This is a genomic window from Sinobacterium norvegicum (genome assembly GCF_923077115.1).
GTDB classification, from domain to species: Bacteria; Pseudomonadota; Gammaproteobacteria; order Pseudomonadales; family Sinobacteriaceae; genus Sinobacterium; species Sinobacterium norvegicum.
Window position 1 is genome coordinate 452,947 of sequence record NZ_CAKLPX010000001.1, and the last position, 24,320, is coordinate 477,266.

General features: G+C 45.9%; 20 protein-coding genes. 7 read left to right on the forward strand and 13 right to left on the reverse strand.

Annotated features, from left to right (window positions below; genetic code table 11):
• Window positions 1-3,480: a PAS domain-containing hybrid sensor histidine kinase/response regulator gene (locus L9P87_RS01960; protein ID WP_237442989.1), complete on the reverse strand. Its 3,480-nt coding sequence runs from the start codon at window positions 3,478-3,480 to the stop codon at window positions 1-3.
• A 168-nt stretch (window positions 3,481-3,648) separates the two neighbouring features.
• Between L9P87_RS01960 and L9P87_RS01965 the strand changes: the two genes are divergently transcribed.
• Window positions 3,649-4,311 carry a DUF6933 domain-containing protein gene (locus L9P87_RS01965; RefSeq protein ID WP_237442990.1) on the forward strand — a complete coding sequence of 221 codons (663 nt, stop codon included), beginning with the start codon at window positions 3,649-3,651 and terminating at the stop codon, window positions 4,309-4,311.
• On the opposite strand, the gene L9P87_RS01970 is transcribed toward L9P87_RS01965, so the two are convergent.
• The 3 genes from L9P87_RS01970 to L9P87_RS01980 all read right to left on the reverse strand — a co-directional run bounded on the left by L9P87_RS01970 (window position 4,301) and on the right by L9P87_RS01980 (window position 6,796).
• Window positions 4,301-4,942 (reverse strand): nitroreductase family protein, encoded by a 642-nt coding sequence (locus L9P87_RS01970; RefSeq protein WP_237442991.1) that lies wholly within the window; start codon window positions 4,940-4,942, stop codon window positions 4,301-4,303. The two genes, L9P87_RS01965 and L9P87_RS01970, sit on opposite strands and share 11 nt — an antisense overlap.
• Window positions 4,943-5,021: 79 nt before the next feature.
• Window positions 5,022-6,269: an MFS transporter gene (locus tag L9P87_RS01975; RefSeq protein WP_237442992.1), complete on the reverse strand. Its 1,248-nt coding sequence runs from the start codon at window positions 6,267-6,269 to the stop codon at window positions 5,022-5,024.
• A gap of 113 nt (window positions 6,270-6,382) precedes the next feature.
• Complete coding sequence (locus L9P87_RS01980) at window positions 6,383-6,796, reverse strand: DUF4279 domain-containing protein (protein ID WP_237442993.1); 414 nt, start codon at window positions 6,794-6,796, stop codon at window positions 6,383-6,385.
• 203 nt (window positions 6,797-6,999) lie between these two features.
• Between L9P87_RS01980 and L9P87_RS01985 the strand changes: the two genes are divergently transcribed.
• Complete coding sequence (locus L9P87_RS01985) at window positions 7,000-9,096, forward strand: carboxy terminal-processing peptidase (RefSeq protein ID WP_237442994.1); 2,097 nt, start codon at window positions 7,000-7,002, stop codon at window positions 9,094-9,096.
• Between the two features lie 61 nt (window positions 9,097-9,157).
• Here L9P87_RS01985 and gorA read toward each other — a convergent pair whose 3' ends face one another.
• From gorA to L9P87_RS02020, 7 genes are all read right to left on the reverse strand, one after another.
• On the reverse strand, window positions 9,158-10,522 hold the full coding sequence (gene gorA / locus L9P87_RS01990) for a glutathione-disulfide reductase (RefSeq protein WP_237442995.1): 1,365 nt from the start codon (window positions 10,520-10,522) through the stop codon (window positions 9,158-9,160).
• Between the two features lie 20 nt (window positions 10,523-10,542).
• Entirely contained in the window at window positions 10,543-11,946 is a 1,404-nt protein-coding gene (gene cysG, locus L9P87_RS01995; protein WP_237442996.1) for a siroheme synthase CysG, read from the reverse strand.
• 93 nt (window positions 11,947-12,039) lie between these two features.
• Window positions 12,040-13,323, reverse strand: coding sequence for a serine--tRNA ligase (gene serS / locus L9P87_RS02000; RefSeq protein ID WP_237442997.1), 1,284 nt, complete (start codon window positions 13,321-13,323; stop codon window positions 12,040-12,042).
• A 16-nt stretch (window positions 13,324-13,339) separates the two neighbouring features.
• Window positions 13,340-13,732 (reverse strand): fluoride efflux transporter CrcB, encoded by a 393-nt coding sequence (gene crcB, locus L9P87_RS02005; RefSeq protein WP_237442998.1) that lies wholly within the window; start codon window positions 13,730-13,732, stop codon window positions 13,340-13,342.
• 14 nt (window positions 13,733-13,746) lie between these two features.
• Complete coding sequence (locus L9P87_RS02010; protein ID WP_435531792.1) at window positions 13,747-15,093, reverse strand: replication-associated recombination protein A; 1,347 nt, start codon at window positions 15,091-15,093, stop codon at window positions 13,747-13,749.
• Complete coding sequence (gene lolA, locus L9P87_RS02015) at window positions 15,090-15,734, reverse strand: outer membrane lipoprotein periplasmic chaperone LolA (protein ID WP_354001873.1); 645 nt, start codon at window positions 15,732-15,734, stop codon at window positions 15,090-15,092. The genes L9P87_RS02010 and lolA overlap by 4 nt, the downstream gene beginning before the upstream one ends.
• A gap of 27 nt (window positions 15,735-15,761) precedes the next feature.
• On the reverse strand, window positions 15,762-18,092 hold the full coding sequence (locus L9P87_RS02020; protein WP_290368475.1) for a DNA translocase FtsK: 2,331 nt from the start codon (window positions 18,090-18,092) through the stop codon (window positions 15,762-15,764).
• A gap of 209 nt (window positions 18,093-18,301) precedes the next feature.
• Here L9P87_RS02020 and trxB point away from each other — a divergent pair, with 209 nt between their 5' ends.
• From trxB to infA, 4 genes are all read left to right on the forward strand, one after another.
• Window positions 18,302-19,252, forward strand: coding sequence for a thioredoxin-disulfide reductase (trxB, locus tag L9P87_RS02025; protein ID WP_237443000.1), 951 nt, complete (start codon window positions 18,302-18,304; stop codon window positions 19,250-19,252).
• A 40-nt stretch (window positions 19,253-19,292) separates the two neighbouring features.
• Window positions 19,293-20,018, forward strand: coding sequence for a leucyl/phenylalanyl-tRNA--protein transferase (gene aat, locus L9P87_RS02030; RefSeq protein ID WP_435531793.1), 726 nt, complete (start codon window positions 19,293-19,295; stop codon window positions 20,016-20,018).
• Entirely contained in the window at window positions 20,006-20,719 is a 714-nt protein-coding gene (locus L9P87_RS02035) for an arginyltransferase (protein ID WP_237443002.1), read from the forward strand. Before aat ends, L9P87_RS02035 begins: the two co-directional genes overlap by 13 nt.
• 135 nt (window positions 20,720-20,854) lie before the next feature.
• Complete coding sequence (gene infA, locus L9P87_RS02040) at window positions 20,855-21,073, forward strand: translation initiation factor IF-1 (RefSeq protein WP_237443003.1); 219 nt, start codon at window positions 20,855-20,857, stop codon at window positions 21,071-21,073.
• A gap of 73 nt (window positions 21,074-21,146) precedes the next feature.
• Here the strand turns inward: infA and clpA are convergent, their stop codons facing one another.
• Both clpA and clpS read right to left on the reverse strand, forming a co-directional pair.
• Window positions 21,147-23,426, reverse strand: coding sequence for an ATP-dependent Clp protease ATP-binding subunit ClpA (clpA, locus tag L9P87_RS02045; protein WP_237443004.1), 2,280 nt, complete (start codon window positions 23,424-23,426; stop codon window positions 21,147-21,149).
• A 23-nt stretch (window positions 23,427-23,449) separates the two neighbouring features.
• On the reverse strand, window positions 23,450-23,818 hold the full coding sequence (clpS, locus tag L9P87_RS02050; protein WP_237443005.1) for an ATP-dependent Clp protease adapter ClpS: 369 nt from the start codon (window positions 23,816-23,818) through the stop codon (window positions 23,450-23,452).
• Between the two features lie 237 nt (window positions 23,819-24,055).
• On the opposite strand from clpS, the gene cspD reads away from it, so the two are divergent.
• A complete protein-coding gene (gene cspD / locus L9P87_RS02055) occupies window positions 24,056-24,307 on the forward strand; it encodes a cold shock domain-containing protein CspD (RefSeq protein ID WP_237443006.1) in 252 nt (83 codons plus the stop codon).
• Window positions 24,308-24,320 lie beyond the last annotated feature (13 nt).

Sequence of the window (24,320 nt, forward strand, 5' to 3'; positions counted from 1 at the left end):
TTACCGTAATAATTGCCGCAGAGTGTTTCTCAGTGCCGCAGGCTTGATCGGTTTGGTCAATACGTCCACATTGATTTTCTTTGCTCTATGTTTTACTGAGTCACTATTATCCGCCGTGGCCAAAATAGCAGGTATAGACGCTTTAAATTGCCGCCTTAACGCTTCTATACCCTCAATGCCTGTTTTGTCATGATCGAGGTGATAATCGAATATCATTATTGATGGTTGGTCTGACAAACTCTCTATAGCCTGAGCGGTATTTGAGGCGGTAATCACCTTATACCCCCACGATGATAATAAACTGCTCATCGCGACAAGAATTTTATCCTCGTTGTCGACACAAAGAATCGTTTTATTGGCATTTGTATTGCGGTTAATCCCCGCATTGCTTAGCGGCATATCATCCAGATCTACACCTAACACTCTGGGCACAGTCACGCTGAAGCAACTGCCCTTCGACAGCGTCGAATGCACACCAATATTGACTTTTAACAACCGTGCTGCACGCTTCACGATAGCCAGACCTAGACCAAGCCCCTGGTCATGCCCTTCGGCGTCGCCACGTTGAAACTCTCTAAAGATGATATCTATCGCGTGATCAGCTATACCTATGCCGGTATCCCACACTTGAATTGATACCGTATCCTGGTAACGGCGACAGCCAATCGTTACCCGACCGCGTTGGGTATAACTAATCGCATTGCCAACAATATTCTGAATAATTTGACGTAACAGCGTCCTATCACTACGAATAAAAATTCCGGATGACACAACCTTAAAACCAATTGATTTTTGCTCGGCCATAATAACAAATTCAGGTAATAGCTCTGCGATGAAGCTATCAAAGGCAATCACCTCCTCAACCACCATATATTTACCACTATCTAGTCTTGATATTTCCCTCAACGCACTGATTAACTGTTCGGCACTGTGAATAGACAAGTCCAGGTTGGTGATATCTTCTGATAAACGCTGATAATCTGCGTTGTCGAAATGTGATTTAGCCGCCGCGACAAACAACCTAGCCGCATTAATTGGTTGCAACAGGTCATGGCTGGTGGCGATGAGAAACTTACTCTTGTCCTCATGAGCTTGTTTGAGCTTAATTTCGGCCGTTGAGCGTAATTTATTTTCTACCGCGAGCGCCTCAACCATTTCTTGCAACTCTGAGGTTCGCTCAGAAACACGCTGCTCCAAGCCTTGCTTACTAAGCTGCAGGTCATGCTGAACTTCTTTATAATCACTAATATCACTGAAGGTTGTCACATAACCACCATCTGCCAGTGAACGGCCAACAACCTGCAATGTTTCTCCAGTCGGGATTTTTCGCTCATAGCGAATTGGTGCCCCAACTCGCAGCATCGCCAACCGCTTATCAACGGCAGCTTCTACATCCCCCTCTTTTACAATCAAATAACCACGTGCGGCATTGACACGATAAACCTCAGCGATGGGTGTGCCGATGAACAATATATTATCTGGGAATTGAAAAATTTCCTTGTAACGGTGGTTCCATGCCACCAGATTCAAATCCTTATCAACAACACAAATTCCCTGACTAATACTTTCAACGGTAACCTCAAGCAAGTCTCTATTGAACATCGATTGCTGACTAACATTAGTCACAATCTTAGCCATGTCGCCAACATCCCAACGCTGTTTTTGCTCTAATAAACTGATAGTTTCCTGGGCCGAAGCCGCACCAATAATGCCGGCTAGCTCAGATTGAACGGTACGGGTGACAAAAAACGGCGCCTTATCCAGCGACAATAATGGGTGTTGATATTTATTTTCTAGTTTTTGCCAAAAACGTTGCTGTCGCCCCTCACTCAAAAACGGATCTAATATATTTCTTAAATCTGCAACTAATAAGGTGGTCAACTCATAATCGTCCTGTTGAGGAGTATCAACAGGCGTATGATCGACAAAGCCCTCTGCCTGGCGCTGATCAACAGCCGACTGGCGAGATAACATTGAAATGATAATATAACAGGACACATTAAGGCTGAGGCTATAGCAAACAACTTGCGTTAAATCGGTTAGCTGCATAGAACCCAAAGGCGAATATCCCCGGCCAAATAGACCTTCAGAGAAATTAGATACAGTTTCTGCCGTCAAAAATGGCAATAGCATGTGATAAAACCACACCGTGAAGCCTAACAACAAGCCAATCAAGACGCCGTTTCTATGTCCCCTGCGCCAATAGAGACCGCCCACAATAGCCGGTGATAACTGAGCCAGCGCAGTAAAAGACATTAAGCCAATCTCAGACAATGCATAATGTTTACTCAAAACATGATTAAACACCCAAGCCATGATTAAAATAAAGATAATGCAAAAACGCCTGATACTTCTAATATCGGCACTCAGTTGGTGAGGCTGGAATACTGCAGCGGGATGCAATTTATGCTTTAACGGCAACAACAACTCGTTAGACAACATTATCGACAATGCAATTGTTGCCACAATTACCATGCCCGTTGCCGCGGATATACCACCAATAAAAGCCAAAACAACCAGCCAATCATTACCAAATAGCATGGGAATACTTAAGACATAAGCATCTGCAGGAATGCTGGGGTTGGGAGAAAAAGCTGAAAAGCCTAATTGGCTCACGGGAACGATTAAAACGGCAAACAGTAAAACATAAAGGGGGAACAGCCAGCGAGAAGTTTTGGTATCACTGTCACCTTGGTATTCGACTACGGCAACATGAAACTGGCGTGGTAGACAGAATATTGCAAAACCACTTAGTACTGTTACCGTAATAAAGTCTGCCGAAATGAAGTTATAACGCCAGCGATCGACATTGGCCGTTAACGAAATTTGATTACTATTGAGCAAGACATAAACACTCAATAACGCAATAATGGCAAATGCAGAGAATTTAATCACAGATTCAACAGCAACAGCAGCCATGATGCCACGATGACGTTCTCTTACATCCAATTGCCGTGTACCAAATAGCACGGTAAAAGCAGCCAAGGTCATCGCAATAACAAAGGAACCATCGAGAGGGATGAGCTCAGTAGCCTTGACATGATCAACTTGAGCGATATATTCCCAGGCCATCGAGATAGCCTGTAACTGTAATGATATATAGGGCAGTGAACCTACCACGGCGATAAAAGTAACCACTGCTGCCAGCAGTCTACTGCGCCCGTATCGGGACCCAATAAAGTCTGCCACCGTGGTCACGTGTTGTTTTCTACCCGTGAGCACCAGTTTTTGTAACATGGGCCAGGCAACGATAAAGGTTAAGGCTGGGCCTAAATAGATCGGCAGATAATCCCATGGGTTGGAGGCTGAACGACCAACAGCGCCAAAAAATGTCCAGGAACTACAGTAAACCGCAATAGACAATGCATAAACATAGCCGTGAAATCGCTTCATCTTTTGGCCATGTTTATTGGCATACCAGGCAACGGCAAATAATACGCAGGCATAAACCAATACCGCTAAAAATGCTTTCTCAACCAAACCTTCACCCCAGAACCGTAACGCCCAAAAGACAGATATGTCACCCTAAATAATGGTAACAGACTGCAAAGATAACAAAATGACTTTGTTTAAAGTACTAAAAACATTATGATTGTGGTTGATCATGCACCCAATAAAAACAATGAGGCTGAGATTTCAGGCACAGCTATGCAACTCTATCTTAGTCAAAGCTTATCCAATCAATTCGAATACCCAGTTAACAGCGCTAATGACGATCACGCGTTAGAGTCAACCCACCACTGGTATGCCTCTTCTTTTTTTATTGAGGAATACCTGTGCATTTCAGTTCAGCATCGAATAAGCGGATATGTGGTTGTTTTTACAGATGTTACCACAGAGGACCTGGCCAACTTCAAACAAATTTTTGTCATGCGGATTTTGTCTGAAATTGGTTTTATTTTCAATTTATCCTGTGACCAACAAAAAATGGTCGAATTTGCCATGAACAATTATCTGCCGCTACCTGATTTTATTGTCGATCATCACGCAGAGTCTGAACTTGCCATGCAACAGGTAAAGCAACAGGTTATTACACGCTACGAATTGACTCAGCAGTTACCGCAGGTATTTGAAGAGTTATTTGATGTCACTATTGCGTTGAATACAGAAATCAATAATCGCGCCAGCGCCATCGATTTGGTCCAGCAATATTTGACGAATATGCTGGACAATATCGGCATTGATTTACAGCTCACAGCGACACAAACATATTGCCAGCAACAGATTATGCCACTGCTGGAGAATAACGAAGACAACAGCAGCAAGCAGAGCAATATTATTCAGTTTCCCTTCAAGGCGACTAGTCGATAAAACTAATGACCTGATCCAATGGGAAACGGACCTTGGCCGCCTGTTCTGGTCGGTTGAAATCATCTTCTGCGCCATAGCCTAGTAAGGCAATAACCGTTGAGCTAAAACCCTGCTCCCTCAATTTTAGCGACTGATCTAAGGCATCACTGTCAAAGCCTTCAACCGGCGTGGCATCTAAGCCACATAATTTCGCCGATAAAAGAAATTGCCCCAAGGCCAAATACACTTGATGCTTAGTCCAGTGCGGAATACTGTCATCGCCTAACGAATCAACAAAGCCACTCATCATCGACAGTCGTTGCTCGTTTAATTCAACACCTCTTTGATTGGCTGCATACGCTTCAATGTCGCGACAGTCCTCACGATCAAAGCTTGTCTTAGCTGCAAAAACAATAACATGTGAGCAATCATTGATTTTCTGCTGATTGGCAGGCCAACTACAATCAGCAATCATCTGCTTAACTTCTGGGCTGGATACACAATAGAAATGCCAGGGCTGACTATTAATTGATGAGGGAGACAACCTCAAACTCTCCATAAGCAAGGACAACGTTTCTTGGTTGACACGTTTGCTACTATCGTAGACCTTTGTTGCATAACGTTGTTGCAGTGCTGAAAGTAAATCAGTCATGACAGAATTTCCAATCTATTAAAAAATAGCGCAAATGCTAGCGGAGTTCCTGCCATTTACCTAGCGCTTTCTCATTATCTTAGGCTGGTTTTTTTGGCAGCGCTAACACCAGGATAAAACACAGCACAAAACCCGCAATAAAAGGTTGCAGCATCGTGACATAGCTATTGGACTGGTCATAGATAACCCCGACCAGCGGCGGGATGACCGCAAACACAGGCATCATTAACAATGAGTTGACGCCGTAGACACGTGCAAAACGATGACTGCCAAATCTATCGGCAATTAAGGTAGCTTGCAGAGGTATAGAGCCTCCAAAAGCAAAACTATAAATGATAATACCGCCAAGTAACTCATAAAATCCTTGGCTTGTTATCATCACTGTCCAGCCTATGCCCAGCGCACTGACAATAATTAGCAGAACGACCTTGCTGCCCCAGTGCGTATTGAGCCAGCCAAAAAACAACTTGCCGAAAAAAGCGACACCTGCAATAGCCGAAACCAATAAGGCTCCATCCTCAGGGCTGATAGACAGCGAGCCAGCAAAGGCAATCATATTCATGGTAATCGTAGTCGAGCTTGTATAGATCAATGAAAAAATAGCAACGACAATCCAAAAAAAACGATCGCTAAAAACATCACCCAAGGCGTCTGATTGAGTAGGTACAGGCACATAATCAGGATTACCGTCAGGCTTTAATCCCATGTCTTGAGGATGCTTTACAACAAACTTTAGTATGATTGGTAATACCAAGATTAGTAATACAGCTGCAATAGCCACTAACGCCATTCGCCATCCAATAGAGTTTATCAACAACACTATAATAAAAGGAATACAAAAGCCTGCGAACGACATGCCTGTCTGACCAATACCCAGCGCTATCGATCGTTTCTTATCAAACCAATTATTTACCAACGCTGCCGATGGCATGGCACCGTACATTGCCAAGCCCGAACCACACAACAGCCAAAACCACAGCGCCATCATAAATAACGAGTCAGATAATGAAACCGCGACTAAACCGACACTGGCAATAATAACACCGCCTGCCATCACCGCCTTAACTGCTCCCTTATCAATGGCTTTGCTGAAAAAAATAGCCACTATTGAAACCAGCAGCATCAGCACAGACAACCCCATTGAGCTCTGACTTCGGCTGGCGCCAAATTCATTTTCTAAGATAGGAATGTAAAAGCTATAAGCACTGGAAAAAAGACCAAGCGACATACCTTGGCACAGCATGGCAACAAAGACGATTTTCCAGCCATAAAAAAACTTGCTGTCCTTGGCTGTCACAGCAGAAGAGCTCAAATTAACATCAGACATCGATAACCCGTTTATAATTATAGTTATGAGAGAGGTCTAGTAAGCTAATTTCTTTTATCTAAGGGTGCAATTGATAACATTGATCTTTACACAATAGTAACATTTAGCGGCAACTAAGCTTGTTGGTAAACATTCCAATCTATTTCTATGCCAAGGCGTGCCATCCGTCGTATTAAGTCACAATTCAACCCCGGTCCACCCTGGCCATCTGAATGCCAAAAGTTAATGATATTGACGGTAGATCCTGCCCCTAATAACAGCTCAACAAACGCAGTATTGGCCTCTAACAAGTTAAGTAAGTAGCTGATATGTGATGTCGTGTCTACCGAGTTAACAATCCCCTTGGTTGTAAGAAACCAGCCATCAAAAGGTTTACCTGATAATACTCGCCAAATTTTGGTGGGTTGAGTAGCCAGAGCTGTGGTGACCTCGTCGGCGGAAATCCCTTGAGGATAAATCCGTAACGTTGCGTAGGTTCTTAAACAATGTTTTCCTCGATCGATATTAGGAGGCTTTCGTACAGACACAATAATAACTCCGGCAAATAGTTCACAGCATTATAACTGCTGACTACATAACTGATAAGTCTGCTAGGCTTTATTAACAAAAAACGCTATGCTAACTAACAAACATAATGAATACAGAAAGATAATCTTAAATATCAGCATCTTACAATCATCCGCCGTCGTGATATTTGTCCTTTTATCAGCACCGAAGAAATAGTCTATTTATGAAATTATTGAAGACCACACTTGCTACAGCGCTATTCTCAACCCTTTTAACTATTGCTCCGCTGTCTCATAGTCAAACTGATAAGACTAATACCCTCACTCCCCTGCCTGTTCACGAGCAGGTTACCAGTGAAATATTAACCACCTTAAATCAGCGACATTATGAAAAACTTACCATCGATAACGGTTTGTCGGAACACCTATTCGACAACTACCTAAAGGCTTTAGACCCAGCGAAGAGCTATTTTTTGCAAGCTGATATCGACAACGTCAGTCAATACAGAGATGATCTCGACAATCAATTACGGGCCGCCAAGCTGGATGCAGGTTATGAGATATTCAGACTGTATAAAATGCGAGTTGAAGCCCGCCTCAACAGCGTTATCGACAACCTTCCCGAGACGATCAATAGCTTCGATTTTACCATCGATGAAAGCATCAATATTGATGATGAGAACCTGCAATGGCCTAAAGATGCTGCCGCTGCCGATGAGCTATGGCGAAAACGCATCAAAGCCAGTGTGCTCAACCTTCGCCTCGACGGTAAAGACTCAGAAGGAATCGAGAAGCTACTGCTTAAACGCTACCAAAACCAGCTAAAACGTATTAGCCAGCTTGAAACTGAAGATGTCTTCCAGTTATTTATCAATTCATACACTCAGCTCTACGACCCACATACCAATTATTTATCTCCCCGGACATCGGAAAACTTCAAGATCAATATGAGCCTGTCACTGGAAGGTATTGGGGCCGTTTTATCGAAGGAAGATGAATACGTCAAAATCGTACGCTTGATCCACAGTGGTCCCGCTGAGAAAACCGGTAAATTGCAACCCTCTGACCGCATTGTTGGCGTTGGACAGGGCAATAATGGCAACATAGAAGATGTCATCGGCCTTCGGCTTGATGAAGTGGTAGATCAGATCCGCGGAAAAAAAGGCAGTACGGTCAGGCTTGAAGTCATTCCCGTTGATGCCGAAAGCGACGACAAGACCAAAACCATTAAAATTGTTAGAGATAAGGTCAAGCTTGAAGACCAGTCAGCACAGAAACAAATGCTTGAACTCTATGATGACGGCAAGATTCGAAAAGTCGGCGTTATCAGTGTGCCAACCTTTTATATCGATTTTGCCGAATTGCGTAAAGGCAATCCAAACTATAAAAGTACAACCCGTGATGTCAGCAAATTACTTAAGGAGTTAACTGATGATGGTGCTGAGGGCATTATCATCGACTTGAGAGAGAATGGGGGCGGTTCACTACAAGAAGCAAACGAGCTGACTGGTCTGTTTATCTCTTCTGGCCCAACGGTGCAAATTAAGAACGGTGACGGTCGAATGGGCCGCCAGGGGAAAATGCCTGGAAAGCCTTATTATGATGGTCCTTTGGTTGTAATGATTAATAGAATGAGCGCCTCTGCCTCTGAGATTTTCGCCGGTGCAATCCAAGATTATCGACGTGCAGTCATCGTCGGAAGCCAGTCCTTTGGTAAAGGTACCGTTCAATCACTAATGCCTTTGCAACATGGTGAATTAAAAATAACGGAGTCAAAATTTTACCGTATATCGGGTGACTCTACACAGCATCGTGGTGTTATTCCCGATCTGAAATTCCCAGCTATTTATGATGTGGAACGGGTAGGAGAATCGACACTGGAAGATGCCCTTGCCTGGGATGCAATCTCGCCAGCTAATCATGACTTCTATTTTGAAATCACTTCTATGCTGCCCGAGTTATCGAAGAACCACCATAAAAGAATGGCAGATGATCCCGATTTTACCTATCTCAACGACCAACTAGCACTGCGTGATCTTATTAATAGTCGCACCTCGATATCACTTAACGAGGCGATTCGAGAAAAACAAAAGATTGACCATAAGGAACAGCAGCTAAGTATCGAAAACAAAAGAAGAAAAGCAAAAGGCCTTGAACTGCTAACATCGATCGATGATAAAGAAAAATCCGATAATGACACAGATCACAAATCAGGTGATAAAGGGGCTGATGATTCAACAAATGATGACGATGACATCTATTTGACTGAAAGTGGCTATATCTTAATCGACAGCATCAATATTCAACAACGTCAGCTCTAGCAGACGTAAAAAAGCCGCTAAACCCAATCGGGTTTAGCGGCTTTTTTACGCCGGTCGCCAGTTAGCTCGGCTCCCTCATGGTCACCAATTCTTCAGCCGCCGTTGGGTGGATACCAATAGTGGCATCGAAGGTCGCCTTTGTAGCCCCTGCTTTGAGCGCCACGGCAAAGCCCTGGACTATCTCACCCGCATCACTGCCTAAAATGTGCAAACCAAGAACCTTATCGGTATCAGCATCAACAATAATTTTCATCAGTGTCTTTTCCTCATTGCCACTAAGCGTATGCTTCATGTGACGGAATTTACTTTTGAAAACGTCAATATTACTGTACTGCTCCCTGGCTTGTTCCTCTGTGAGGCCGACCGTACCAATGTTAGGGTGCGAAAACACTGCCGTTGCAATATCACGATAATCGACTGGCTTTGACTGCTCTGAATATAGCTCATGGGCAACAGCCATGCCCTCTGCAAGTGCCACAGGCGTCAATTCCATGCCGCCGATTAAGTCGCCAACAGCATAGACGTTATCGATCGACGTCTTGAAGTTATCATCGACCACAACATAACCACGCTGATCGGTGCTCAATTGATCCGCCAAGCTGCCGATAAACTCGAGATTTGGCGAGCGCCCGACAGCCGTCATCAGCTGGTTGGTTGCTATGCGTGTACCATTAGCCAGGGTCAGTGTTAGGTCTCCCTGCTCACCCTCGACACTGCTCAGCAGTGTTTCTGAATGTATGGTAATACCTTTTTGTTGCATCTGTGCCGTTAACTCATAGGCAATCTCGTTATCAAATCCGCGTAACACTCTGTCACCACGACAGATTAAATGCACCTCAGCGCCAAGGCCATTGAAAATACAGGCGAATTCAACAGCAATATAACCTGAACCCAAGATAGTCAGTACCCTTGGAAAGGTATCCAAATCAAATACCTGATCTGACACCACCGATTTTTCAATGCCCATAATCTCAGGCAAAACAGGCTTGCCGCCGGTGCCCAACAGTATATTCTTGGCCGTTACCGTCTGTTTGTTTCCATCACTGTCGACAATCTCTAGTTCATGCTTTGTCAGCATTGTGGCATAACCATGAATGAGTTCTACACCCGCGTTAGAGAGCATATTGGTGTAAATACTGTTCAGTCGTTTGATCTCTTTGGTCTTATTATCGCGCAGCGTTGGCCAGTTAAAACTGGGCTTGTCGACTAACCAACCAAAGCCACGAGCATCGGTGAAATCTTCATGGTAATGAGCTGCGTAGCTATAGAGTTTTTTAGGTACACAGCCAACATTGACACAGGTACCGCCCCAATACTGGCCTTCTACTACGGCTACCTTGGCACCAAAACTGGCAGACATACGTGCACAACGTACACCACCAGAACCCGCACCTATAACTAATAAATCGTAATCAAATGAAGTCATAACTCACCCAAATAATAAAATTAACTGCTACCAATAGCGCCGAAGGCAGGATCAAACCAGGCTAATTGCTGATGTAAATCCACTACTGAACCAACAATAATTAACGTTGGCGCCCTTACTTCTTTTTCTGCAACCAAGTTGACAATGGTCTCTAGGTTGCCAGTAATCACGCGATGGTGACGCGTTGTCCCCTGCTGCACCAACGCAATTGACGTGGTCGGTGCTCGACCGTGCTCAATCAGCTTCTGACAGATAATAGGAAGACCCGTTAAGCCCATATAAAAAACAACTGTCTGATCGCTATAGACAAGCTTTTGCCAATTTAAATCCGTGGTATTATTTTTTAAGTGGCCTGTTACCAGCGTGACCGATTGAGAATGATCGCGGTGTGTCAATGGAATACCACTGTAACTGGCACAACCAGAGGCGGCAGTAATACCAGGAACAACCTGAAATGGAATGCCTAAATCCGCTAACTGTTCGATCTCTTCGCCTCCACGACCAAAGATAAAGGGGTCCCCACCCTTTAGCCTAACGACCTTTTTGCCCTGTTGTGCATAGTTCACCAACAAGTCATTGATTTCACCCTGAGGCACTGAATGATTCGATCTAGCCTTGCCCACATAAATCCGCTCGGCATCTTTTCGGCAAAGATCGACAATTTCATCTGCAACAAGGCGGTCGTATAAGACCACATCGGCTTTTTGCATTAGCCGTAACGCCTTAAAGGTTAATAGATCAGGGTCCCCAGGGCCGGCACCGACGAGGTATACTTCCCCGCGCTCATAATCTGTATCGTCTTGAAGATTTTGTGCCAATAGTTTTGCCGCCGCCTCTTCCTTGCCAGCAAAAACCAATTCAGACACGGGGCTGTCGAGAGTTTCCTCCCAAAATAGTCGACGTTGATCGATGGTTGAGAAGCGTTTTTTTACCTGTTCTCTGAAAGAGCCGACCAAGCCCGCTAAGCGTCCGTAGGCTGAGGGGATAAGCGTCTCTATTTTGGTCCGAAGTATGCGCGCCAAAACGGGTGATTGGCCACCACTGCTCACCGCAACAACAACCGGAGACCGATCAATTATCGCGGGCAGAATTACACTACAAAGTGCAGGGTTATCGACCACATTAACAGGAATATTATTGGCCTGCGCATCACGTGAAACGGCGGCATTTATCTCGTCATCATTCGTAGCAGCAATAATCAGTGTATATTGTTGGGCCAGTTCAGCACTGTATTTAACACGATGTAGAATACCACCTATGTTTGTAATCAGATCCGCTAATGTCTGATCAACCTGTGGGGCGATGACATCGATAATGGCCCCAGACTTTGCAATTAACTGCGCCTTTCTGGTGGCAATAGATCCACCACCAACAACCAGACATTTTTTCGATTTCATATCATAAAACAGCGGTAAATATTCCACGTAAAACCTCGGTAATGCTCATTATTCTTTGTTATGACAACGCTTAAAACAAAAATGGGCACCTAGGGGTGCCCATTATTTTTGCCTGATTGATCAAGATATTTTTTCTAGTCCACCCATATAGGGCTTTAACACCTCTGGCACCGTCACGCTGCCATCGGCATTCTGATAATTTTCTAGGACCGCAACCAGGGTTCTACCGACAGCCAGCCCAGAACCGTTCAGTGTATGCAGATATTCATTTTTTCCCGTCTCAGGGTTTTTCCAGCGAGCCTTCATTCTGCGTGATTGGAAATCACCAGTGTTTGAGCAGGAGCTGATTTCGCGGAACTTAGCCTGCCCTGGCAACCATACTTCTAAGTCATAAGTTTTACGTGCAGAGAAGCCAAGATCACCACCACAGAGTATAACCTTTCTATAGGGCAGTTCGAGTGCCTGCAATATAGCTTCAGCATGGCCGGTTAATTCTTCCAGGGCATTATTTGATTCTGCCGGTGCAGAGAAATGAATCAACTCAACTTTCTCGAACTGGTGCTGCCTAATCATGCCGCGAGTGTCACGACCAGCAGAGCCTGCCTCGCTGCGGAAACAGGCAGTATGTGCGGTAAACTTAAGGGGTAATGTATCCACAATCTCATCACGATAGAGATTGGTAACCGGCACTTCTGCTGTAGGCGCCAAGTAGAAAGATCGATCTCCTTGCAACTTAAAAAGATCTTCTTCAAATTTTGGCAGCTGTCCAGTACCCCGTAAGGAATCAGCATTGACAATAACCGGCACGTTGACCTCGGTGTAGCCGTGCTGATCGACGTGGGTGTTGAGCATAAACTGTGCCAGCGCACGGTGCAGTCGGGCAATGCCGCCCTTCATCACGGCAAAGCGTGAGCCCGCAAGCTTGGCGCCAGCGGCAAAGTCTAATTCGTTACCGATGCTTTCACCGAGAGAAACGTGATCAACAACATCAAAGTCAAAGACCTTTGGCTCACCATAGGTTGACACCTCAATGTTATCGTCCTCATCAGCACCGGCGGGTACTTCGGCATCGGGCAAATTAGGAATGGCCATGATCCAATTATCGAGTTCCAGTTGAATACTGCTTGCCACTGTTTCAAGCTCACCTAATTGCTGATCAATCTTCGATAACGTCTCATTGACCTCAGCCTTGGCCTCGTCCACAGACATGCCGGAGCCAACCAATTGACCAATTTTCTTAGAAGCCGCCTTGCGTTCGGCACGAAGACTTTGAGTTTCAACATCGGACTGCTTTCGGCGTGCCTCTAGCGACTTAAAGCTCGCTACATCGAGTTCATACCCTTTGATTTTTAGTTTTTCAGCTATTTCTTCGGGGTTGGCGCGCAGAAGTTTCGGGTCTAACATGTTCGTTCCTAATAAATTAAATCATTCTCGTTGCAATTATCGCTACCCAAGCAGCGGCAATCGAGAGCAACACACTGGCTAAAACATAGACAATCGCCACCTGAGGGTGGCCATTCTCAATAAAATTTATAGTCTCGATCGAAAAGGTCGAGAAGGTGGTGAAAGCACCGAGCAATCCTACCATTAATACGCCCTTAAAATCAGGGTGCAGATGTGCTTTTTCTGTAATCAAAACATACATAATGCCCATTGCAGCAGAACCGATAACATTAACCATTAATGTGCCGATCTGTAGATGCTGATGAACAATCACGTTTTTGTTAATATGGGTGCTCAAGGCAAAGCGCAGGCAGGCACCAATAGCGCCACCAGCGGCAATACTAAGCCAGGTGAAAAGGGAGTGTACCATTCCGCGTCCTCTGTTTAGTCATCAGGGTATCGCCGCCAATCGCTGGCCTCATCCAGTGCATTGAGATGCTCAATCTTTTGAGCAATTTTAATCTCCAGTCCTCTATCACTGGGCTGATAGACCCGCAGTGCGTGCAACGGTTGCGGTAGATAACTCTCACCGGCGGCAAACGCCCCGGGATAATCATGGGCATAGCGGTATTCTCCGCCATAATTTAGGTCTTTCATCAGAGATGTTGGTGCGTTGCGTAAATGCATCGGTACATCGTAACCCGGGGTACTTTTTACCAACGCCATCATTTCATTTAAGGCAGTATAGACTTTATTACTTTTAGGCGCCGCGGCAAGATACAGCACAGCCTGAGCCAGAGCCCGTTCACCCTCACCGCTGCCCAAACGCTTAAAGGCCTCCCAAGCATTGAGTGTGATTTCCAGGGCCCTGGGATCGGCATTGCCAATATCTTCACTGGCCATGGTCGTCAGGCGACGCGCAATATAAAGAGGGTCACAGCCACCATCAATCATTCGGCAAAACCAATACAGCGCACCGTCAGCCGAACTGCCTCGGACAGCCTTGTGCAGGGCTGATATCTGCTCATAGAAAATATCGCCGCCCTTATCGAAACGCTTAACCTCACCGGCCAACACTTGGTCTAATAATGCTTGATTGATCTCCGTGTTACCGCTGTCAGGTGACATGAGATCGGATGCCACCTCAAGTATGTTAAGCGCTCGTCTAGCATCACCATCGGCTGCGATGGCAATACTGTTGACCACCTGCTTATTTGCCGTAATATTTCGCTGGATCAACCCTCCACGGGGCTCGGTCAAAGCACGCTGTAATAACTGTTCGATATCGGCCACTTGCAGCGACTGCAAAACATAGACTCGACTACGAGATAATAAGGCGTTGTTGAGCTCAAAAGACGGATTTTCTGTGGTCGCACCAATGAAAATAACAGTACCGTCTTCAATGTGCGGCAAGAAAGCATCCTGCTGTGATTTGTTAAAGCGGTGAACCTCATCGATAAACAATATGGTGTTGGTACCATGCATCGCGCGTCGTTGCTTGGCCCGCTCAACTGCCTCACGGATATCCTTAACGCCAGCCAAAACCGCTGATAGAGTGTCGAAATAGGCATCGGTGACATGGGCAATCAATCTTGCCAACGTGGTTTTACCCACACCCGGAGGACCCCATAAAATCATGGAGTGCAACTGACCGCGATCGAGCGCATCCCTCAGTGGCTTACCTTTTGCCAGGATGTGTGTTTGACCGCTGTAATACTCCAATGCCTCAGGACGCATGCGCGCCGCTAATGGCTGGTTATCATGATTAGTGCTATCAAACAGCACCGTTATTGCTCGACCAAAACATCGGTACCCTGTGGAGGGGTAAAGCTGAACAGGTCATCATTAACCGCTGCGTTAACCACAACCTCTGAGAACTGTATATCCGTGGTCTGGCCAAAACCATCTAGCAAGATCATAGCGCTGACCCGCCCCTGATTAAAACGAATGACTAAGCTGTCAAACAGAGAATTAGTCGATGTTGGTATCAGGGTAAACTGCCCGTTTGATTGCTCATCAATCTGGCCTGTGACGGTATATTGCTGGTCAAGCTCTTCCACCTTGCCGCTCAGTATCATTGCTGGAGTCTGCGCTAGATCGATACTAAACGAGCCCACGGACGCTTGCTCCAAATCTTCATCATAGCGCCACAATTTGTGGCCATCGGTGACGACCAGCTGTGCAAACGGTTGCTCAGTTTGCCAGCGTAACTTACCACTATTGATCACAATCATAGTGCCGCTACTTTGTTGCATTATTTGATTATCCTCATCACTGAGTCGTTGCTCAAAGTTTGCTTGAAAGCTGTGCGTACCGGCCAACAGTTGGCTCAATTGCACAGAGCTACCGTCATCTGATCGCGCCATGACCGAAGCTGAAACAGCGACAAACAAAACGCCCAATTGGATCGATTTTAATACTGATTTAATCAATGGAAGCTCACTATATAGGGTAAAGAATTAGTTTTTAGGGGGCGCTGCGGCCAATACTTCTCTGGCGCCATTGTGCCCGGGCCCAGAAATAACACCGGCCATCTGCATCGCATCGACGAGATTAGCTGCGCGGTTATAACCGATACGTAAGTGTCGCTGTACCGATGAGATCGACGCCTTGCGAGTTTCCGTTACAAAGGCGACGGCTTGATCGTAAAGCGCATCTTGCTCAGACTTTTCGCCATCTTCACTGGCCACACCGGGCACCTCTGTATTGGCACCGTCGTCGAGCAGACCGTCGATATACTGCGGAACAGCCCTTTTCTTCCAGTCTTCCGCCACTCTTACCACCTCATCATCATCGACAAAAGCGCCGTGAACGCGGATGGGGACTCCGGTACCCGGAGGTAGATAGAGCATATCGCCCTGCCCCAATAACTGTTCAGCACCGCCTTGATCTAAAATGGTTCTTGAGTCAATTTTTGACGAAACCTGAAAAGCGATACGAGTGGGTACGTTAGCCTTAATAAGCCCTGTAATAACATCCACAGAAGGACGCTGTGTAGCTAAAATAAGGTGAATACCTGCCGCGCGTGCTTTTTGGGCAATACGAGCGATCAACTCCTCGACTTTCTTACCCACTATCATCATCATATCGGCGAACTCATCGATTACAACGACGATCGATGGCAGTGTTTCCAGCTCGGGTATGATGTTGAGCTGCGCATTGGCACTGAAGGTATCAGCCGGCTGCCATAAGGGGTCGGTTAGTGGCTCACCCGCTGCTATGGCATCTTTCACCTTCTTATTATATCCCGCTAGATTTCGGACCTTCATTGCCGCCATTAATTCATAGCGACGTTCCATTTCTGCCACACACCAACGCAGGCCATTAGCCGCATCTTTCATATCGGTGATCACCGGGGTAAGCAAATGAGGAATACCATCGTAGACCGAGAGTTCGAGCATTTTCGGATCTATCATAATCATCCGAACCTCATCGGGTGTCGACTTGTACAGCAGGCTCAATAGCATTGCATTGACGCCGACAGATTTACCCGAACCCGTTGTACCGGCGACTAACAAATGCGGCATTTTACCCAGGTCGGCTACCACCGGTTGGCCACTGATGTCATCGCCCAATGCCATGGTAAGATTAGACCGGCTATCATCGAAGGTCTTTGACGACAATATTTTCGCCAACGATACCATCTCTCTGTCTTCATTAGGGATTTCGATGCCGATAAACGATTTGCCCGGAATGACCTCAACCACTCGCACACTCACAATCGCCAATGAACGTGCTAAATCCTTCGCCAAGCCTGATATCTTGCTAGCCTTAACGCCAGCGGCAGGTTGTATTTCGAAGCGTGTGATAACCGGCCCCGGTGCCACCGACACCACCTCAGCCTTGACACCGAAGTCGAGCAGCTTGAGTTCCAGCATTCTTGACATCGCCTCCAGCGTCTCGCTGCTATAACCGCTGTCTTCACTGGGCTCTCTCGCCGTCAACAACTCTAACTTAGGGAGAGTTCCCTCTCCCATACCAGAGTCTTCAAATAAATCTGTCTGTTTCTCCTGCAAAATACGCTTCGATTGCTCTACAGCCTTCACCGGGGGGGCAATTTTCACCACCGGTTTGGCTTTAACCCGCTCTATTTCATTGGCAACCGCTTGCTTGCGGCTGAGCTTACTTCTATCGGCCAGCTTCCTTTCATGCCGGCGCTCCATAAACTGTCGATATAAGCCGCCACAGCGTTGAGACACATTGATCACCGCAAGCCCGATTTGCTCCATTAACCAAAACCACGATAAATCCGTAAACAAGGTTAAACCAACCAAAAATATAGCCAGTAAAACAAGTTGAGCGCCAAATACATTGAAGGCAGACAGGGCAAAACCACCGATCGCAATGCCGATGCCGCCACCATCGCCCATAGGCAGTAGCGACTGTGTTTCAACCGTGGCGATATGACACATCCCCGTCAAACCAATAACAACAAAGACAAAGCCGAAAAGACGAATTAAAATTAACCAACCGGGAATAGCAATAGAGTCATAGCGCGCCTTGAACAAAATCACGCCACGATAAGCCAGCATGATAGGCACTAGATAGGCGCTATAACCTATCATTGAAAACAATACATCAGCCAACCAGGCACCCGCACGGCCGGCAGCATTATCTACCTGAGCAGCCGTGCCAATAAATGACCAGCCTGGATCAGAGCCGGAATAACTCAATAAAGCCAGCATCAAATAACTCGACAAGGTGACCAGGGAAATTAACGCACCCTCTCTAAGTCTGGGCGAGAGGCCTCGATCGGATGATTGTGCTGCTGTAATTGACTGCTTTGCCACGGTAATATTTTTACTCTTCAGGTGAAATCAACAGAGTTAATATCCTAACAGATAAGTCAATCATCACTAAATAGTTAAAGTGATTGTATCGACAGGATAAAAAATAAGTCCGATGCCTTTAAATATGTCGACACCGCCCTAACATTCTACTTCAATAACTATTTTTCAATCTGGTTTCACTACCTTCAAGTTTTTATTGGGATTTTACAATGAGCGAAGTCATTCACCACAACTTAATCATTCTTGGTTCTGGCCCTGCCGGATACACCGCTGCAGTCTACGCAGCACGTGCCAACCTCAATCCAGTGGTTATCACCGGTATGCAACAAGGTGGCCAACTGACCACCACCACCGATGTCGACAATTGGCCCGGTGATGCAGAAGGCTTACAAGGTCCCGAATTGATGATGCGCATGCAGGCACATGCTGAGCGTTTTGATACCGAGATACTATTTGATCATATCGACAGTACTGATTTATCACAGAAACCATTTCGTCTAATGGGCGGCAACGCCACCTATACCTGTGACTCATTGATTATTGCCACCGGCGCCTCAGCTCAGTATTTAGGTTTACCCTCTGAAGAAGCTTTCATGGGTAAAGGCGTGAGTGCCTGTGCCACCTGCGATGGTTTTTTCTACCGCGGCAAGAAAGTTGCCGTCATCGGCGGCGGCAATACCGCTGTTGAAGAGGCCCTTTATCTTTCTAACCTCGCCTCGGAGGTGACACTTGTCCATCGTCGCGATAGCTTGCGTAGTGAAAAAATACTGCAAGACAAAATCATGGATCGCGCCGAAAATGGCAATATCAATCTGATGTGGAACCATACTCTGGACGAGGTCTTGGGCGATGATAGCGGTGTAACAGGCCTGCGTCTTAACAGCACTGTAGATGGTGCCGCGACAGAGATTGATGTTGATGGCGTCTTTATCGCCATTGGTCACAAGCCAAACACGGGGATTTTCGAAGGTCAGCTAGACATGAAAGATGGTTACCTTAAAATTAACAGCGGCACGGAAGGCAATGCCACGCAATGTAGCGTCGATGGCGTGTTTGCCGCTGGCGATGTAGCTGACCACATTTATCGTCAAGCAATTACCTCGGCGGGCTTCGGTTGCATGGCAGCCCTTGATGCCGAGCGCTTCTTAGATAACCAATAAGAGCTGCAGGCCGACAACCCAAACAGGTTGTCGGCCAAATATTATGCCGATACCGTGGTTACACGATGACGACCTCAGTTTTCCTGCCGTCGAAACAGCCCTAGAGGATCCCGACGGCTTACTCGCGGCGGGTGGCGACCTAACACCTGCTAGGCTGCTTTACGCCTATAGCCTGGGTATCTTCCCCTGGTACAACGATGATCAGCCAATCCTCTGGTGGAGCCCTAATCCAAGAACAGTACTACAACCAAGCAATCTGCATCTTGCCAAAAGTTTTAGGAAATTTCTTCGCAAAACGACTTTTGAATGCTCTATTAATGCGTCATTTGGCCAAGTAATGCACCACTGCAGGCAAAGCCGCGAGCAGTTAGAGGGCAGCTGGATCAGCGACGACATGGAAGCCGCCTACAACCACTTACATCAATTGGGCCACGCCCACAGTGTCGAGGTTTGGGATAAAGGAGAATTAGTTGGCGGCCTCTACGGCATCGCAATAGGTAAGGTGTTTTTTGGCGAATCTATGTTCAGTTATCGTAGCAATGCCTCTAAACTCGCTCTGCACACATTGGTTCAGCAATTATCCGCATGGGACTTCACCCTGATTGACTGCCAAGTGGCGACAGACCATCTATTATCATTAGGCGCCCAAGCAATATCACGGGGTGAATTTTCTGCACGATTAGCAACGGCTGTGCAAGCCCCAAATAGTCATTGGCCGAGCCCGCCAATAAATCAAACGGATAGTGACATACCATGGCCGATTTAAAGGTATATGCCACCCACCCACACAACTGTAGCTATCTTGATGGCCAGCAAGCTGTCACGTTGTTTGTCGACCCCAGCGCCGAGGTCGACAAGCACCTTTACAGCAAGCTTTCAGATATCGGCTTTCGCCGCAGCGGTAGCCACATCTACCGACCTCACTGCGACAGCTGCACTGCCTGCCTCGCCGCCAGATTGGATGTTAATCGCTTTTCCCCCAGCCGCAGCCAACGAAGGGTAATAAACAAGAACAAAGACTTAAGCTGTGAAATCATTGATGACATCAGTAGCGACGAGTTTTACCATTTATATGAAAGCTATATTAATCAAAAACACAGCGACGGAGACATGTTCCCACCCAGCCGAGAGCAATACGAGTCTTTTCTGTCATCACAGTGGGGAATTACTCAGTATCTTTGCTTCCGAGACACGGAAAACCATTTAATGGCTGTTGCTGTTGTGGATCAGATGAATAATGGTCTTGCGGCAGTCTACACCTTTTATCAAGTCGCAGCGCAAGAACGGAGCCTTGGAACTTACGCAGTACTCAGACAAATTGACCTAGCCAAACAATTACAGCTTCGATACATCTATCTTGGTTACTGGATTGAACACTGCGATAAAATGTCCTATAAAAGCAAATTCCAGCCGCTTGAAGTTCTTAAAGAAGGTGAGTGGTGCGAATTAATCGGCATATCTGGCTAGAGTCTTTGCTTATTTTATTAATTTAAGGCAAAATTGCGCGAAATTATTTTCTCAGTGATTTGGCTTCCATATATGGCCTGCTGGGAAATTGCACAATTAAAACACAACGTTTTTAACACAAAGGTGAAGCGCCGCATGGCAAAAGAAGACCAGATTGAAATGGAAGGGGAAGTTGTTGACACCCTTCCGAACACAACTTTCCGCGTTGAGCTAGAGAACGGACACATTGTTACCGCCCATATTTCTGGCAAGATGCGCAAAAACTATATCCGCATTTTGACTGGCGACAAAGTTCGCGTAGAGCTAACACCTTATGATTTGACCAAGGGCCGCATCACATACCGCGCTCGTTAATACTTGGTGAAAAATCAAAAAAATAGCGGCTAATGCCGCTATTTTTTTGACTGATCTTAGCTGATGCAAAGCATCAAGCAACGACCATCTCTTCAGTTTCCAACACCAAGCCATCATTCTCAACAGTAATGTGGACACTGCCTCCAGACTGCGCCAATTCACCAAAAAGAACCATCTCTGCAAGCGGCTTTTTTATGTGCTCCTGGATAATGCGAGCCATCGGCCTCGCCCCCATGTGCACATCATAGCCCTTCTCTACCAGCCAATGGCGGGCGCTGTCATCGATCTCTAACACTACTTTCTTGTCATCCAGCTGTGTTTGCAGCTCGACAAGAAATTTATCGACAACGGTCAAAATCACATCAGTGCTAAGGCTTGAGAATTGAATAATGCTGTCAATCCTATTGCGGAACTCTGGCGTAAAGGTCTTGTTAATGACCTCCATACCATCTGTTGTGTGATCCTGCTTAGAAAAACCAATCGAGCGCCGACTGATATCTTGGGCGCCAGCATTAGTTGTCATAATCAAAATGACGTTGCGAAAATCTGATTTACGACCATTGTTATCTGTCAGTGTACCGTGATCCATTACCTGCAGCAGCAGGTTAAAAACATCCGGGTGCGCTTTCTCAATTTCATCAAGTAAAACAATACTATGCGGAGCCTTGCTAACAGCCTCTGTCAACAGACCGCCCTGGTCATAGCCCACATAACCCGGTGGCGCACCAATAAGACGAGAAACGGTGTGACGCTCCATATACTCCGACATATCAAAACGAATCAACTCAACCCCGAGCTGCTTTGATAGCTGCTTGGTAACCTCCGTTTTACCAACTCCAGTAGGACCGGCAAACAGGAAAGAACCAACGGGCTTATCACCAGTTTGCAGGCCAGCACGAGACAATTTGATCGCAGTAGACAACACAGTAATCGCATCATCCTGACCGAAGATAGTCATCTTGAGATTATCTTCAAGCTTGGACAACACCGCTTTATCCGTGCTGGATACATTCTTAGCGGGAATACGGGCAATCTTGGCAATGATTTGCTCTATATCACCGACACCTATCAATTTCTTCCGCTTACTTATAGGCTGCAATCGCTGGAATGCACCGGCCTCGTCAATCACATCGATGGCCTTGTCAGGCAAAAAACGCTCATTAATATAACGATCCGCTAACTCTGAAGCCGCTTTCAGCGCCTTGGAAGTGTATTTAACCTCATGATGCGCCTCAAAACGAGACTTCAGACCTTTCAAAATCTGATAGGTTTCATCTGTTGATGGCTCAAGTACATCAATCTTCTGGAATCGACGAGCAAGTGCCTTGTCTTTCTCAAAGATACCTCGGAACTCTTGAAAAGTCGTTGACCCAATGCAGCGCATATCACCTGAGCTTAGCAGTGGCTTAAGCAAATTAGAGGCATCCATCACACCACCGGAGGCGGCGCCAGCACCAATTATCGTATGTATCTCATCAATAAAAAGAATCGCATGCTGCTGCTTTTTAAGCTCAGCCAATAAGCCTTTAAAACGTTTTTCAAAATCACCTCGATACTTAGTTCCCGCCAACAACGAACCGAGATCCAACGAATAAACAACACTTTCCAATAATATCTCTGGTACATCACCGTCGACAATAAGCTTGGCCAGGCCCTCTGCTATGGCGGTCTTACCAACGCCAGACTCACCGACTAACAAGGGGTTATTCTTTCGACGACGAGTTAATATCTGCGCGACACGAAGCACCTCACTGTCTCTGCCAATCAGCGGGTCAATTTTACCAAGCCTAGCCTGTTCATTAAGGTTGGTGGCATAACTCTCAAGCGCCGTCGCCTCTGCGCCCTCCTGAGCAAAACCTTCTTCACTATTGATCTCACGCTCAGAATTTTCTCCATCCAAGGGACTTTGTCCGCCTTCGACCTTAGAAATTCCGTGAGTAATATAATTAACGATATCGAGCCGAGCAACACTCTGTTGCTTGAGTAAAAATACGGCCTGGCTTTCCTGCTCACTGAAGATGGCGACCAACACGTTCGCACCGGTCACTTCATTCTTGCCGGAGGACTGCACATGAAACACGGCACGTTGCAATACCCGCTGAAAGCCTAACGTTGGCTGTGTCTCACGTTCCTCATCACCGACCGGAATCAATGGCGTTGTAGTATCGACAAAATCAATTAAGGCAGTTCTTAATTTACCAAGATCGGCGGCGCATGCGTTTAATACAGCCTGTGCGGCACTGTTATCTAATAGCGCTAGTAATAAATGCTCAACCGTCATAAATTCGTGACGCTTAGTTCTAGCACCCTTGAACGCTAAATTGAGTGTGGCTTCTAGATCTTTACTCAACATAAATTTTGAACCTCACTTTAGTATTATTCATCACTCGAGACTTCTATTTCACACAACAGTGGATGCTCATGCTCCCTGGCATAGTGATTGACCTGCACTGCCTTGGTTTCAGCAACATCCTTGCTGAAAACACCGCAAACCCCCTTGCCCTGATGATGTACTGCCAGCATAACTCTCGTCGCAGCTTCTTCATCAAGGTTAAAAAAACCTTGCAATACATGAACAACGAAATCCATTGGTGTGTAATCGTCATTCAATAATACAACTTGGTATTGAGGCGGTCGCTTTAATTGAGGCTTTTCAGTCTCTACAGCGAGGCCGCCACGACCTCCTTCAAATGCGTCCTCAGACCCCATACTCAATGTTAGTCGAAGATTATTAACTTTACCCATCTCACACTTTCTCACGAATAATTAGGCTTTTAATCGAAGTTAATATACTAACACTCTATTGACCATTAATTGATACTTGACTATAGAAAGCTTTGAGGTTAAATAATGTATACAGTTTACAATTAGTTGACCTAATGACTGGGTCTAAGGTTTTGACCAACTATTCAAGTAATAGTTCGATGAAATTTATAATCGTAAACACAAGACGTAATAAAAATATTAAAAAGGATTGATGTCATGCAAACTGGGACTGTGAAGTGGTTCAATAACGCTAAAGGATATGGTTTTATCTTACCCGACGAAGGAGAAGGTGACATTTTTGCCCACTACTCCTCAATTGAAATGGAGGGATATAAAACCCTCAAGGCGGGTCAAAATGTTGTTTTTGACACAGTACCAGGCCCCAAGGGCTTACATGCCTCTGTGATTATGAACCCCGATGGCGTAGAAACCCCAGCGGGACAGGTTACTCTTGAACCCTCCATCTAAAAATATTTAGACC

Bases quoted from the DNA above. Each gene is read 5' to 3' on its own strand.
- L9P87_RS01965 (WP_237442990.1), top strand. From the start codon at position 3,649: ATGCAACTCTATCTTAGTCAAAGCTTATCCAATCAATTCGAATACCCA.
- L9P87_RS01970 (WP_237442991.1), bottom strand. From the start codon at position 4,942: ATGACTGATTTACTTTCAGCACTGCAACAACGTTATGCAACAAAGGTC.
- L9P87_RS01975 (WP_237442992.1), bottom strand. From the start codon at position 6,269: ATGTCTGATGTTAATTTGAGCTCTTCTGCTGTGACAGCCAAGGACAGC.
- L9P87_RS01985 (WP_237442994.1), top strand. From the start codon at position 7,000: ATGAAATTATTGAAGACCACACTTGCTACAGCGCTATTCTCAACCCTT.
- gorA (WP_237442995.1), bottom strand. From the start codon at position 10,522: ATGACTTCATTTGATTACGATTTATTAGTTATAGGTGCGGGTTCTGGT.
- serS (WP_237442997.1), bottom strand. From the start codon at position 13,323: ATGTTAGACCCGAAACTTCTGCGCGCCAACCCCGAAGAAATAGCTGAA.
- crcB (WP_237442998.1), bottom strand. From the start codon at position 13,732: ATGGTACACTCCCTTTTCACCTGGCTTAGTATTGCCGCTGGTGGCGCT.
- trxB (WP_237443000.1), top strand. From the start codon at position 18,302: ATGAGCGAAGTCATTCACCACAACTTAATCATTCTTGGTTCTGGCCCT.
- L9P87_RS02035 (WP_237443002.1), top strand. From the start codon at position 20,006: ATGGCCGATTTAAAGGTATATGCCACCCACCCACACAACTGTAGCTAT.
- infA (WP_237443003.1), top strand. From the start codon at position 20,855: ATGGCAAAAGAAGACCAGATTGAAATGGAAGGGGAAGTTGTTGACACC.
- clpA (WP_237443004.1), bottom strand. From the start codon at position 23,426: ATGTTGAGTAAAGATCTAGAAGCCACACTCAATTTAGCGTTCAAGGGT.
- clpS (WP_237443005.1), bottom strand. From the start codon at position 23,818: ATGGGTAAAGTTAATAATCTTCGACTAACATTGAGTATGGGGTCTGAG.
- cspD (WP_237443006.1), top strand. From the start codon at position 24,056: ATGCAAACTGGGACTGTGAAGTGGTTCAATAACGCTAAAGGATATGGT.